Origin of the sequence: uncultured Victivallis sp., from assembly GCF_944391105.1 — a bacterium.
Lineage (GTDB): Bacteria > Verrucomicrobiota > Lentisphaeria > Victivallales > Victivallaceae > Victivallis.
In genome coordinates, this window is record NZ_CALXSK010000001.1 from 188,460 (window position 1) to 202,656 (window position 14,197).

Below are 14,197 nucleotides of genomic sequence, written 5' to 3' on the forward strand. Positions count from 1 at the left end.
AACGGAAATGAGTCGATTTTCTTTAGCGCTGCTGTGTTTATTCGTCTGCACAATCGTTCCCGCTGCCGACCTGATCCGATTGCGACCGGACTTCTCCCGGAACGACTGGCCGGAATTGCTGATTCCATCCGAAAACCCCGCTCCGTCAATTCGCGACCGGCAGTTGGAACTGCCGCCGGGAAGTGCCGTAAGAACACCACGGTTGCCATTGACGGAGGGAACGCTCCGGGTGCGGGGAAATGCCTCCGGACAACTGGACGTATGCCTGGGATTTTTCCGCGGGACCCATGAGATCAAAACGATCCCGGTCCGCTGCCGGGGCGGAGCTTTTGCCGAAACCCTCCTCCCTGCCCGACTGCCCGGTGACTGCGACCGGTTCGAGCTGCGGATTGCAAACACTTCGGAGAAAGCGCTTCGACTCGATTTTCTGGAACTCTCGCTTGCTGTGGAAGGAGCATTGCTCACGGGCGACCCCCTCTTCCAGAACGCGCTCGGCCGCGATCACTGGATCGTACACCGGGGCGGACGCGATTGGGATAATCTCCCCTACTCCGGAAATGGCAAAGGCATCCGGCTCATTTCCTCCGGCGGTCCCGGCGGCGGCGGACTGCTTGAACTGAACGGCGCCGGAACCGTAACGACCCCGGTATTCCCGTACAACGGGGAGAAGATTCTCATCGGCGCCTGGCTCCGTCAGCAGAATCTGGTCAAGGGCAAAGACAAACCCGGCTGGGCGTATGCGACCATCCAGATCGTTCAGTTCGACCGGAACGGCAAAGAGATCGGACACCGGGACCTGAGTCCGCTCGAACCGGGCGACAAACCGTGGCAGTTCCATCTAATGACGCTTGAACCGGGAGAAGTCTCGCGCCAGACGGAGAGTTTCGCCATTTACATCCGGGTTTTCGACGGCGCGAGCGGAACGTTTCAAGTGGGGATGACCTGTGCAATCCGGCAGGGCAGCGCGGTACGCAGAGCTCCCTACGACGAGACCCGGGGAACAATGAAGATCGACGCCCGCCGTCCTGCAAATGAATTCCCGCCGATCTGGCAGGCGGCGGATATGTCCTACGCCAGCGACATCTGTCACCGCGAAATGCGGTATGCACTCGCCCGGATTCGGGAAAGCGGAGTACGTCATCTTCGGCTGCGCGGCTGCATGCAGGGACTCAAAATCGTGAAGTCGCTCACTCCGGACGGTAAATTCCAGCTGGATTTCACCCTGGCCGACCAACTTCTCGACTATGTGGTCCGCGATTTGAAGTATGACTTGACATTCACGGTGGAACCGACTCCGGATCAGCTCTCCGTGAAACCGACCGGAAAACCGGACGCTTTCACCAACATCCATCCGCCGCGCGACCGGAGAATCTGGGGAGAAATTCTCAAAGAGATCGTCAAACACTGGCTCGCCCGTTACGGCCGGGAAACCGTGGAACGCTGGAGCTTCGAGTGTTGGAACGAACCGAACGCCTCGGCATTCTTCGGCGGAACCGATACGGAATTCACCGAGATCTTCGGCACCTACCTCGAAACGCTGACCGCCATTGAGCAGGAGGAGAAGATTGATCTCGACATCGGCACGATGAGCGCGGCCGGCCCGACGCCGTGGTTCTTCAACATCTTCGAGAAAGCGCGAACTCTCGGCAAGCTCGATAAGATCGACTTCATCTCGTTCCATCTCTACGGGGGATTCGTCAACTCCATGGATGCGTTTCCCGGTGGAATCGCGCTCATGCGCAAAATCGCCGCGCAGAATCCGCCGATGGATCGTCGTCCTCTCCGACTGACGGAATACAACGCCAATACGATGAGCGACACCAAACTCGATCAGGCGACGGCGGCCGCATTCAACGTCCGCGCTGTCAAATGCTTTCTGGACAACGGGATCGAACGCGCGTACTTTTTCAGTGTCTGCGACTTTCTCTGGGCGTGGGACAACAAACACTTCAAAGGCGGACTCGGGCTTTTCACCTCGACAGGAATACCCAAACCGGTGTTCAACAGTGTCATTTTGCTGAACCGCCTGACCGACTGCCGACGCCTGCAGGTCGAGAGTTCAAACGAACCGTTCGACGCCCTCGCCGGTATCACGCCGGAGGAGGACGCCATCCGGATACTGATCACCTCGTTCGACGAACGGCAGCCCGCAGCCGCCTCTCCGGCAAAACTCCGGCTCGAAGTCAAGCTGCCGAAACCGTACCGGAAAATCGAAATCAGCGCGACCCGTGTAGACAGTTCCCGGGCCAATTCGTTCGCGGAATTCGTCCGACAGGGGAAACCGACAGACAAAAGACAGCCGGACGTTTCCGGTTTCCGGAAAGCAAACGAGCTCAAAGCCGAACCAATTACGGCATTCCGGCTCGAGAGCGGTCGTCTCACTCTCGAACTCGAGATGGAACTGAACGCGCTCTGCTTCCTCGAAATCACGCCGGCTGACAAGTGAGAGGCATTCCTGTTCGCGACGTCGATCGCTGCGACTCTTCTTTTCATCGCCAGAAGAGGAGGAGCCGCAGAAGAATGTGGACGTACACCGTCGCGCCGAACAGCAGATTCCGGAATGGAATCGCCCAGTAGGCGGTCGGCACCACCGTCGCCGGAACCCCTTTGGAAAATCGGGCAAGCTGCTCACCCAGCCGCCGCAGAAATGTCACCGACCAGGGATAGTCACAAATACGGTCGAGATATTCCGGAGGGATTCCGCTCTCCCCGGCGGCCGCCCCGGCAAGAGCACCGGCAATCGCACCGGTTGAGTCGGTGTCTCCACCGCATTTGATCACGGATTCGAGCGTCGCAGTCACGTCGCCGTAGTGGAGAAACCAGCCGTAGACCGCGACCGGAACCGTGTGATAAACGTAACCGGAGACACCTTTCGCCAGTCCGAGAGAATCGGCGAACGCCTCGACTGTCATCGCGTTTCTCCAGCCGGTTTCCATCCGATCGACGAGTTCCGTCCATTCCGCGTCACCGGAAGCGGCCATCCGCAACCGGGCGGAAACCTCTTCCTGCTCCGGCTTCCGCCCGATGGGAATCCGCAACGTCAGTGCCGCCATCTCGGCTGCTGCGAGCGCCCCGACATAGGCCCGTTCGTCCCGGTGCGTCATCCTCGTCGAAAGCCGCACGAAATCCCGTCGTTCAACCGGATCCGGAAACAACGCGCCGAGAACCGCACTGCGTACCGCCGCCCCATTGCCGGCAGACTTCACGCCGCTCTCCCGGCAGGAAACTCCAAACCACAGCCGCAGCACGGCGCGCAACGTCGCCCAGCCGCAGCCGCCCGGCAGAAAAAGCAGCCAGTAACGCAATCGCCAGCTCAATGAGAGCAGAAAACTCTCCGAATCACCCGCCGAAGAGAGCACCGCCTGCGCGACGAGGATCGAGAGCTCCGTATCGTCGCTGACCATGCCATGACCGAAGAGAAACCGCTGCCGCAGCGGTCCAGGGAAGCGACTCGCCCAGCGTTTCCGCCCCAGCCGCTCCCCCGGCAGCCCGAGCGAATCTCCGGCAGCACATCCGAGCAGCAGCCCGGTCACGCGAGATTCCCGATCGTCAATTTCCATTGGCATTCTCCGTTGCGATACTTCAATATATCATGTTCACAATGGAAATCAAATCAAACCGGGCCATCGACAATCCGGCCGGGCAGCATGTCGACAACCGTTCCCCCCCCCGAATTCGCAGTTCAGCCGGATCTGAGAGAAACGGGCACCGGCGAATCAGCGATCGCGGTTTTCGATTCCGGCGGGCGGCTCGTCGGGCAGATCGACGACTTCGGCGTCGATGATCGCTTCGCTCGCACGGACCTCCCGTTCCAGTTCCTCCTGAGCGGGCGGCTCTGGTTCTGCCTGCCGCTGATACCAACGGTTCATGCGGATCAACCGCCGCCCGGTCAGCAGCTGCACGATCGCAAGAACCACGATCAGCAACAAAACCACCGGCAGAAACATGATGAACAACACGGCCAATATGCCGCAGGTGACGTAATTCCCGAAATCCCGGCTCATGAAACTCCTTTATCTATTCTCCTGCTACGGCACCGCCGACGCGGGCCTGACGCAATGCCTCATATAATACAATACTTGCCGCATTCGCAAGATTCAAGCTGCGGTGGAATTTTCCCTCCATCGGAATCACCGCAAGCTGTTCCCGGTAACGTTCGTAAAACTCCGGCGGCAATCCACTCGACTCGCGTCCGAATACAAGATAACACCCCTCCGGATACGGGATGTCCCAGTAACTCGTGCGCCCCTTCGTCGAAATGAAGTGCATGAACGCCCCGGGATTCGCCTCAAGAAACTCCTCCCACGTCTCGTAAACCGTCAGATCGAGGTGCGGCCAGTAGTCCATCCCCGCCCGCTTCAGATGCTTCTCGTCGAGCGAGAACCCGAGCGGTTTGATCAGATGCAGCCGCGTGTCGGTCGAAACGCAGAGCCGCCCGATCGTCCCCGTGTTCTGCGGAATCTCCGGTGCGACCAGAACAATGTTGAACGGTTTCATGCCTCTTCCTCCCCGCCGCTCCGCCGCCGCATGCGCGCAACGAACATCGAGTCGCAGTCGCCGTCAAAGCTGTATATCTGAAGCATCCCGCCGCACGGTTCGCCCGTCAGCGGATGCGCGAACACTTCAAGCTGAAACTCCTCGTGCGCCGCAAGAAACGCCTCGACCACCTCCGCGTTCTCCCGCGGAAACAGCGAACAGGTCGCGTAAACCAGCACTCCGCCCGGACGAACCGCCGTCGCCGCTGATTCGAGAATCTTCTTCTGCAGCTCCGCCGCCTCGCCGACCGCTTCCGGCGAAAGCGTCCAGCGGCCGTCCGGATTCCGCCGCCAGACACCGGAACAGCTGCACGGAGCGTCCACAAGAACGCCGTCGTACTGCCCGGCCTGTTTCCCGCGGAACGGTTTGCCGTCCCAGGCGCGGGTCATGATGTTCGGAAATCCGGCGCGGCGCGCGCGGGCGCGCAGATCGTCGAGCTTGTAGGCGCGCACGTCGCAGGCGACAACCGTGCCGGAACGTTTCATGAGTTCCGCGAGTTCCAGCGTCTTACCGCCCGCTCCCGCGCATGTGTCGAGCCACCGTTCGCCCGGCTTCGGCGCGGCGACGAGCCCGATGCACTGGCTCGCCAGATCCTGCACCTCGAACTCTCCGCGCCGGAACGATTCGAGCGTGTACAAATTGACCTTCGGATTCACAATGCCCAGCGCATTCGGAATTCGCGCCTGACGCAGCAGCTTCGTTCCGCAGCTGCGCAACTCCGCCGCGATGCGGTCAACGTCCGGAGACTGGAGGCGCAGCCACATCGGCGGACGGCGCCGCAGGTCCGCCAGAAACCGTTCCGCCGGGAAATCCCCGGGCAGCAAAGAAAAGACCCACTCCGGCACAAAATCGCGATCCGTGAAACACAATTTCGTACCGAACGCCCTCCCCAGCGCCTCCGCTTTTGCCAGAAACGGCGATGGGTGGTCCGGATCCGGCTTCGGCCACGGGATTCCGAGCTCCTTTGCAAGCAGATCCGCCGCAGGGAGGTTCATGCCTTCCAGATAGAGCGCGGCAAACAGCAGCGCATCGAGTTCCGCCCGGCCGATCCGGATCGTGCCCGACTCCAGCTCCGCACGTCGCTCCTCCGGCAGAAACCGGCGCAGAATCCCCCAGTTGCGCAGCAGCGCATAAACCGATTCACTCACAAACTGCCGGTCGCGTGAACCGTACTGCCGATTCTCCCGGAAGAATCCCGACAAGATCCGATCCGCCGGTTTCCCCTCCCCGAACACGCCCCGGAGAACGGCGCGCAGCGCGTTCCCTGCCGCCTTCATCTGGGACTTCATTTTTTTCACATTCAATTCGCCTGCCACAATCCGACACACTCCTCCGATCTGCACGAACCGTTTTGTCATCCTTATAAGATAACCCCGATATCCTCCCTTTTGCAAGAGATTTGCTTTTTTTTAGATAAAAATCAGTTGAAAATCATCCGGTTCGGAATTATCGTAAAAACCCGTAAGAATCCGGGAACATCACCGGTTCTTCTGTCCCACGTCGCCGAACATTTTATTTGAGCAGGAAAGAAAGTTATTGCACGAAAATGAAAAAGACACTGACCTGGCTGGTGATTCTCATCCTCCTCGCCGGCGCAGCCGCCTGGATCGGATACCGCGCCTGGGAAAAAACCCGGGAGGAGGCTCAGTCCAAACCGCGCACGCTCGCGGCAATCGCAGTGGAGACGGTCATGCCGGAACGCGCGGCGATTCAGGATCACCGCATTTTCACCGGCGCACTGAAGTCATGGTCGCTCTATGAGGTCGCGCCGAAGGTCGGCGGGCGTCTGGAAGCCATTCATTTCGATGTCGGCGATACCATTTCCGGCGGAGACGTGATCGCCAAAATCGAGGACATCGAATACAAACAGAGCGTCGACCAGGCAGCAGCCGACCTCGAAGTCGCGCAGGCGCAGCTGCGCCAGGCCGAGGTGATGCTCGATCTGCGCCGCCGCGAATATGAACGCTACAAAGCTCTCGACGAGAAGAAGGCCACGACCCAGGCGCTGCTCGAATCCTCCGAAACCGCCTTCTTCGCACAGGAGGCAACCTTCAACATGCAGAAAGCCGAAGTGAAACGGCGCGAAGCGATCCTCGACAATGCGAAACTCAAACTTGCCGACTGCGTCATCGCGGCGGAATGGCCCGGAGACGCCAACCCCCGTTTCGTCGGCGCCCGCTACGTCGACCAGGGCGCGCTGCTCGCGCCGAACCAGTCGATCCTCAGCATCGCCGAACTCGATCCGCTCCGCGCGGTCATCTACGTGATCGAGCGCGATTATCCGTACGTCAAGGCCGGGCAGGAAGCGGTTCTGACCACCGACGCCTACCCGGGCGTCGAATTCAAGGGCAAAGTCGCCCGGATCGCCCAGCTCCTCGAAGAGGGCACCCGCCAGGCAGAAGTGCAGCTCGAGATTCCGAATCCGGAGCTGAAGCTCAAACCCGGCATGTTCGTGCGCGTCCGGCTTGAATTCGCCTCGAAAGACAATGCTGTCGTCATCCCGCGCAATGCGATCGTGAAACGCGACGGACGCCAGGGCGTATTTGAAATCGACCCGGAAAAACGGATCGCCCAATTCGTCCCGGTCGAACTCGGCATCTCTTCCGGGAATCGGGTTGAGATCCTCTCCCCCGATCTCAAGCGGGCTGTCGCGACCCTCGGCAACCATCTGCTGACCGACGGCGTGCCGGTGCTCATTCCGGAAGAGGCCGCCCCGGAATCTCCCGCGAAGAATGAGAAAGCGGAAACAGTCCCGCCGGCCGAAGCCGGAGCGGAAACCGGAACCGAAACCGCGAAGTGAGGACATACGCATGAACATACCGGAATTCTGCGTCAAGCGACCGATCTTCATCTCGATGGTCAGCTGCATCGTGCTGATCCTCGGCGGGGTTGCGCTCTCGTATCTGCCGGTTGACCTCATGCCGGACATCACCTATCCCGGCGTGACGATCGTGACGACCTACGAGGACGCGAGTCCAGAAGAGGTCGAGGAGCTGATCTCCAAGAAAATTGAAACCTCGCTTTCGGCGGTTTCCGGCGTGAAGGAGATCACCTCCACCTCCGGCGAAGGTTCGAGCAACGTGACCGTCTCGTTCAACTGGGGGACAAATCTCGATGCGGCCGTCTCCGACGTGCGCGACCGTCTCGACCGGGTCGAGCCGCGACTTCCGGACGACGCCGACAAACCGATCCTCTACAAATTCGACTCGGCGAGTTCGCCGATCATGCGGCTCGGCGTCGCGACCGACATCGATCTGCTCGATGCGCGCAAACTCATCGAGGACCAGATCCAGTACCGGCTCGAACGCATCGACGGCGTCGCCTCGATCGAAATCAACGGCGGACTCGAACGCGAAATCCAGGTGCTCTTCGACGTCGACAAGGCACGCATGCTCGACACCCAGCTTGAAAACGTCCTCTCCGTTCTGGAGAACGCGAACGTCACGACCCCCGCGGGCAATCTGCGCGAGGACCGGCTTGAGATCCGCGTCCGTACCCCCGGAACCTTCACCTCGGTCGAACAGATCCGCGACACGGTCATCGCCACCGGCAAGAACGGGGACAAGATCCGCATCGGCGATGTCGCGGAAGTGATCGACACCCACAAGAAAGTGACCCGGTTCGTTCGCGTGAACGGCAAAAACGGCATCATGATCCAGGTCTACAAGCAGTCCGGCGCCAACACCGTCAGCGTCGCCAACGGAATCGTCGACGAGCTCGAAAAAGTCAATGCCGAATTCGGCTCGCAGCTCAAGCTCATGCCGATCTTCAACTCCGCGGAATACATCGAGAACTCGATCTCCGGCGTGGCGGATTCGGCGATTACGGGCGGATTGCTCGCGATCATCGTGCTCTTTCTTTTTCTGCGCAACTTCGGCAGCACGGTGGTCATCAGCATCAGCATTCCGATGTCGATCATCGCGACGTTCGCGCTGGTCTACTTCTGCGGCTACAATCTGAACATCATGACGCTCGGCGGACTCGCGCTCGGCGTCGGCATGCTCGTGGACAATTCGATCGTCGTGCTCGAAAACATCACCCGGCTGCGCGACCACGGGATGAGTCCCGAACAGGCCGCGATCAAGGGAACCGGCGAAGTCGCCATCGCGATTACGGCCAGCACGCTGACCACGCTGGCGGTCTTCCTGCCGCTGCTCTTCATGCAGGGGATGGCCGGCGTGATGTTCAAGCAGTTTTCCAGCGTCGTGACATTCTCGCTGACCTGCTCGCTCTTCACGGCGATCACGCTCGTGCCGATGATGGCGGCGAAGTGTCTGAGCTCGAGCTTCAGCGTCGACGACCCGCATCTCTCGCCCGTCAAACGGATTCTCGCCTCAACGGAATATTTCCAGCGCTGGCTTGAACGGATCTACGGCAATGCGCTCGATGTGGTGCTCCGTTTCCGCGGGTGGTTCATTTTCGCGCTTGTGGCGCTGGTCTGCTCGGTCATTCCGCTCGTATTTCTGATCGGAACCGAGCTCATGCCGAAGGCGGACGAGGGCGAAGTGCGCATCTTCCTCGAAATGGAGGTCGGCACGAGCCCCGAAGTCGTGAACGAGATGGTCCGCTCCACCGAGGATGTGATCCGCGAAGTCTGCGGCGAGGACATGAACGGCTGGGTCACGTTTGCCGGGGCATCGACCTGGCGCGCCTCGGGCGGTCACAAGGCGAACTACAACATCCGGCTCAAGCCCCGCTCGGAACGCACCCGGTCAGACCAGCAGATCGCCGAAGAGCTCGACCGCCGTTTGAAGGGGTGGCCGGGAACCGTCTTCCGCGTCCGCGCGGGTCAGGGACTCTTCTCGCGCATGATGGGCGCCGGTTCCGGAGAGGGCGTCGCCGTGGAGGTGCGCGGATTTGACTTCGACGTGGCGGCATCGCTCGCAGCGCAGGTCAGCGAAGCGATGCAGTCGGTCCGCGGCATCACGGACGTGAAACTTTCCCGCGACCTCGGGGTACCCGAGGATCGTCTTTACATCGACCGCGACAAGGCGAATGATCTCGGCGTTCCGGTCAAACAGATCGCCGAGGCGCTCCGGACGATCCTCGCCGGCTCCGAGGCTGGAGAGTTCCGCGAAGGCGGCGACGAATACACGATCCTCGTCAAGGTCAAGGACGCCGATCTGCTGACGCTCGACCAGATCCTCGATCTCTCCATCCGCAACGAAAAGGGCGAAAACATCGTTCTGCGGAATCTCATCGACTACAACCGCGTCATGGGCCCGGTCAACATCGAACGCAAGAACCAGGAGCGCGTGCTGACCGTCGGCGGAAACATTCTGAACCGCGACCTCGGCTCGGTCGTCGCGGACATCCAGGAGAAGATCGCGCAGATTCCGATGCCGCCTTCGTTCTCTCTGCTCTTCTCGGGGGACTATGAGGATCAGCAGGAGTCGTTCCGCGAACTCTCGTTCGCGTTCGTGCTCGCGCTCGTTCTGGTCTACATGGTGATGGCCTGTCAGTTCGAGTCGCTGCGTGATCCGCTCGTGGTGATGTTCTCGGTGCCGCTGGCGGGTTTCGGCGTCATTCTCGCGCTCTTTCTGACCGACACGACCTTCAACATGCAGTCGTTCATCGGCTGCATCATGCTCGCGGGAATCGTGGTGAACAACGCGATTCTTCTGGTCGACACCGCGAATCTGCTGCGAAGCGAGGGAATGCCGCTCGACCAGGCGATCCGCGAGGCGGGAACCCGGCGGCTCCGCCCGATCCTCATGACCACACTCACGACCGTGCTCGGGCTCTTCCCGCTCGCGCTCGGCTGGGGCGACGGCGGCGAAACCCAGGCGCCGATGGCACGCGCCGTGATTGGCGGACTTTCGAGTTCGACCTTCATCACCCTCTTCTTCATCCCGGCGGTCTACTCCGTCGCGGAGTCGCTCTTCCGGAAAAAGGAGAAAAAACGTCCGCCGGAAGAGTAACTCCATCCATTCGCTCCGGAATACAGAAAACCCCGCACGACCAGCGATCGGGCGGGGTTCTTCCGTATGCCGGGATAATTCCCGGGAAAAATCAGTAGGCGTCGTCGGCCTTGTAGTCGAGCATGTAGGACTGCATCTCCTCAAGGCTGATCTTGCCTTCGCTGTACAGCGTTTCGAGGGATTTCTGCATCGTGATCATGCCGTCCTTCGCACCGGTTTCGAGCTGCGACTGCAACATGGCGGTCTTGCCTTCGCGAACCAGCGCCTGCACCGGCGGGGTGCCGACGAGAATTTCGAACGCGGCCACACGCCCCTTGCCGTCGACGGTCGGCAGCAGACGCTGCGAGATGATTCCGAGAATCACGCTCGACAGCTGCAGTTTGATCTGGTTCTGCTGGTGCGACGGGAACGAGTCGATGATACGGTCGATCGTCTGCGGCGCGCTGTTCGTATGCAGCGTGCCGAACACGAGGTGGCCCGTTTCCGCCGCGGTCAGCGCCGCGGCGATCGTCTCGGTATCGCGCATTTCGCCGACGAGGATCACGTCGGGGTCTTCACGCAGAGCGTATTTGAGCGCCGCGGCGAACGAGTGCGTATCGGCGTGGACTTCGCGCTGTTCGATGAGCGACATGATGTTGTTGTGCACGTATTCGATCGGGTCCTCGATCGTGATGATGTGTTCGGCGCGATTGCGGTTGATGAAGTCGATCATACTTGCAAGCGAAGTCGACTTACCGCTGCCGGTCGGACCCGTGATCAGGATCAGCCCCTGCTGCTTGGTTGTGAGCTGCAGAACCTGCGGCGGCAGATGCAGATCCTCCGGCTTCGGAATCTTGCTGACGATCACACGACAGACGATGCCGACCGTGCCGCGCTGATGGAATCCGTTCACACGGAAACGCCAGTTCTCGCTCTCCCCGGTCTCCTGATCCATGACCAGAGAGATCGACAGCGCGAGGTCGACTTCGCGATTCTCCTCGAATTCGACCTTCTGCACGGGATTCAGAATGCTGTTCAACAGCCGGGCGGTATCCGTTCCGGTCAGAACCGGCAGTTCCAGCGGCCGCAGTTCGCCGTGGATACGCAGAACCGGGCTCGACCCCGCCGAAAGCAGAAGGTCGGATGCGCCGGTTTTGACGGCGGTCTTGAGCAGCCGGCTCATGTCGATGAACTGAACGTCCGGATCTTCCGCATCCTCGGCGCTGCCGTACTGGCTCGCAAACGATTCGACGCCGGACTCCATACCCTTGAGCATGAGCTGCAGTTCATCGCGGTTCGACACGGTCGCATTCGCATCGTCAAGCGTGATGAATCCATCCTTGTAAAGGCGGAACACCGCGCGTGTGAAGGTCATCATGCCGCTCGACGCGCCGCGTTTGAGCGCCTCGGCAAGCGAACGCATGTCGCGGTCGCCGACGAGCTTCTTGATCGTCGGAGTGCCGACCATGACTTCGAGCGCCGGAATCATCCCCTGTCCGTCCGCGCGCGGGATCAGCCGCTGTGCGACGATGCCGACCAGTGCGTTGCCGAGGTCGCTGGAGATCTGGAGACGCTGTTCCTCGGGATAGAGGTCGATGATACGCTCGACCGCCTGCACGGTGTCGCCCGTGTGCACGGTCGTGATGACGAGGTGACCGGTCATGGCCGCGGTGATCGCGACCTGCGCGGTGTCCATGTCGCGCATTTCGCCGATGACGATCACATCAGGACTTTCACGCAGGGCCGCACGCAGCGCGTCGGAGAAGCTCGTCGTGCTCGAATTGAGTTCACGCTGCGTCACGAGGCAGTTGATGTCATGATGCAGAAATTCGATCGGGTCCTCGATCGTGATGATATGCTTGTTGAAGTTGTGGTTGATGTAGTTGACCATCGCCGCAAGCGTGGTCGATTTGCCGCTGCCGGTCGAACCGACCACGATGATGATGCCGTTCTTGTGACCGCACATTTCGGTCAACGTCGCCGCGGGCAGCCCGAGCTCTTCAAAGAAGAGCGCTTCGCCGGGATAAACGGGCCGTGCAACGAAAGCCGGTCCCGTGAGCGTATCGAGAAAGTTCAACCGGAAACGTTCGCCGCTCGGCAGCGTATAAGCCGAGTCATAGCTGCCGCGGTTGCGGTACTCCTGCTCGCCCTTCGAAGAGATGCACTGCTTGCGGAACGCATCGATTTCCTGGGCGGTCAGCAGTTCCTCACCTTCCGGGAGCACCTGGCCGGAACGTCGGAACGCGGGCGGTTTCCCCGCGGAAGCGAAAAGATCCGACGCCGCCGATTCCATGGCGTACTGCAGAAGAGCACCGATGTCCATAACCTACATTTCCTCACTGTTATATGTAAAATCACTGAAGTAAAATCATGCCGGACTTGAAAAGCACAAGTACGTCTGTTACTTTAAATGCAATATCGCATGAAAGCAAACCCGAAAGTCCATAAAATGGAGAAAAAGTTGTCAATAAAGATCAAAATGGCCGAAAACTGCGCCGATCTGGCTCCGGCGAAAGCCCATCCCGATGACGCCGCGTTCGACCTCCGCTCCCGGGTGGAGATGGAGCTTCCTCCGGGACGCAGTGTGCTGGTTCCGACCGGTCTCTTTCTCGAACTGCCGCCGGGGTACGAGGCGCAGGTGCGCCCCCGCAGCGGACTCGCGCTCAAACACAACCTCATGCTGACCAACTCCCCCGGCACGATCGACGCCGGCTACCGAGGCGAAGTCGGCGTCATCATGTTCAACGCCGGAAGCGAACCGTTCCCGGTCAAACGCGGCGACCGCATCGCCCAGATGGTGATCGCCAGACTCCCGGAAGTCGAGCTCACATTCGCCGACGAACTCTCGGAAACCGGGCGCGGCGCGGGCGGCTTCGGCAGCACGGGGCGGAGCTGACGTCTCACCATTCCCCCCGGAGTTTTTCCAGCAGCGCGGGGAGTCCGTACCGCCGGGCGAAGTCGCGCACGGCACGGAACCCGCCGCCGTAGACGGAATCGGGATTCTCCTCCATGCGCAGATTGCGGGAGGCGTTTCCGTGCCGGCCGTTCACAAGGGAAGCGACATATTCCGCGAATCCTTCGTTCCACTGCGCGGGAACGTGTTCCGTATGATGGTTCAGCCAGTCGTGCGCAGCCTCGTGTGCGGCGACCTCGATGAACTGCGCCTCGGGAAGAGAATCGAGAATCCGAACCGTGCATTTTTCAGAAACGGTCTCCCCGGTATCGCTCCGGCTCCGCCGCTCGTAACGGCAGCGTCCCAGCTCAAATTTCTTCCCGTCGGCAACGCCGTGCCCGGGATTCAGCTCCGCAAGCGAACAGAGTCCGAAACGGGTGCGGCCGCAGCCGGACGATCCGAGAATCCGGAAAACCTCCTGCTCGACCCGGCGATAAAGTTCCTCTGCCTTCGCCGGATCGCGAACAGCGGTGGCCGCACACTCCGGGCAGAGGGTCCGCCCGTCCGGCAACCGGACTCCCCGGGTCGGCAGATCGCAGGAAAAACAGTGCGGCAGTTCCGCGCACTTCATGCAGTAGAGGTGCTCCTTCCCTCCGGTTTCGAACTTGACGTAACGCCCGGAAAGCGGCGCGTCGCAGAGCGAACAGCGCGGCAGAAGTTTCTCCCAGCACTCGGCGGAACAGAGGATTTTTCCTTCCGCCCGCAGATACTGTCCATGGATCTCCCGCCCGCACACGGAGCAGTTGAGCGCCCGCGCCACGACCGGCAGCAGGCATAAGAGCAGAATCCAGACGCCGCGGCGCATGAG

The 14,197-nt window shown here is 60.7% G+C and carries 10 protein-coding genes; 4 read left to right on the plus strand and 6 right to left on the minus strand.

The window, feature by feature from the left end; genetic code table 11:
* Window positions 1-7 precede the first annotated feature (7 nt).
* Window positions 8-2,446, plus strand: a complete 2,439-nt coding sequence (locus Q0K10_RS00800; RefSeq protein WP_294501886.1) for a hypothetical protein — start codon at window positions 8-10, stop codon at window positions 2,444-2,446.
* A gap of 43 nt (window positions 2,447-2,489) precedes the next feature.
* Here Q0K10_RS00800 and Q0K10_RS00805 read toward each other — a convergent pair whose 3' ends face one another.
* The 4 genes from Q0K10_RS00805 to Q0K10_RS00820 all read right to left on the minus strand — a co-directional run bounded on the left by Q0K10_RS00805 (window position 2,490) and on the right by Q0K10_RS00820 (window position 5,894).
* Window positions 2,490-3,560: an ADP-ribosylglycohydrolase family protein gene (locus tag Q0K10_RS00805; protein WP_294501889.1), complete on the minus strand. Its 1,071-nt coding sequence runs from the start codon at window positions 3,558-3,560 to the stop codon at window positions 2,490-2,492.
* 156 nt (window positions 3,561-3,716) lie between these two features.
* On the minus strand, window positions 3,717-4,004 hold the full coding sequence (locus Q0K10_RS00810) for a hypothetical protein (RefSeq protein ID WP_294501890.1): 288 nt from the start codon (window positions 4,002-4,004) through the stop codon (window positions 3,717-3,719).
* A gap of 13 nt (window positions 4,005-4,017) precedes the next feature.
* A complete protein-coding gene (locus Q0K10_RS00815; RefSeq protein ID WP_294501892.1) occupies window positions 4,018-4,497 on the minus strand; it encodes a tRNA (cytidine(34)-2'-O)-methyltransferase in 480 nt (159 codons plus the stop codon).
* Entirely contained in the window at window positions 4,494-5,894 is a 1,401-nt protein-coding gene (locus Q0K10_RS00820) for an RsmB/NOP family class I SAM-dependent RNA methyltransferase (RefSeq protein ID WP_294501894.1), read from the minus strand. Before Q0K10_RS00820 ends, Q0K10_RS00815 begins: the two co-directional genes overlap by 4 nt.
* Before the next feature lie 188 nt (window positions 5,895-6,082).
* Between Q0K10_RS00820 and Q0K10_RS00825 the strand changes: the two genes are divergently transcribed.
* On the plus strand, window positions 6,083-7,336 hold the full coding sequence (locus Q0K10_RS00825; RefSeq protein WP_294501897.1) for an efflux RND transporter periplasmic adaptor subunit: 1,254 nt from the start codon (window positions 6,083-6,085) through the stop codon (window positions 7,334-7,336).
* 10 nt (window positions 7,337-7,346) lie between these two features.
* Window positions 7,347-10,457, plus strand: a complete 3,111-nt coding sequence (locus tag Q0K10_RS00830) for an efflux RND transporter permease subunit (protein ID WP_294501899.1) — start codon at window positions 7,347-7,349, stop codon at window positions 10,455-10,457.
* A gap of 91 nt (window positions 10,458-10,548) precedes the next feature.
* Here Q0K10_RS00830 and Q0K10_RS00835 read toward each other — a convergent pair whose 3' ends face one another.
* Window positions 10,549-12,759, minus strand: coding sequence for a type IV pilus twitching motility protein PilT (locus Q0K10_RS00835; protein WP_294501901.1), 2,211 nt, complete (start codon window positions 12,757-12,759; stop codon window positions 10,549-10,551).
* Between the two features lie 138 nt (window positions 12,760-12,897).
* On the opposite strand from Q0K10_RS00835, the gene dut reads away from it, so the two are divergent.
* Window positions 12,898-13,332: a dUTP diphosphatase gene (dut, locus tag Q0K10_RS00840; RefSeq protein WP_294501903.1), complete on the plus strand. Its 435-nt coding sequence runs from the start codon at window positions 12,898-12,900 to the stop codon at window positions 13,330-13,332.
* Between the two features lie 4 nt (window positions 13,333-13,336).
* Here the strand turns inward: dut and Q0K10_RS00845 are convergent, their stop codons facing one another.
* Window positions 13,337-14,194: a hypothetical protein gene (locus Q0K10_RS00845; protein WP_294501905.1), complete on the minus strand. Its 858-nt coding sequence runs from the start codon at window positions 14,192-14,194 to the stop codon at window positions 13,337-13,339.
* Between the last annotated feature and the right edge of the window lie 3 nt (window positions 14,195-14,197).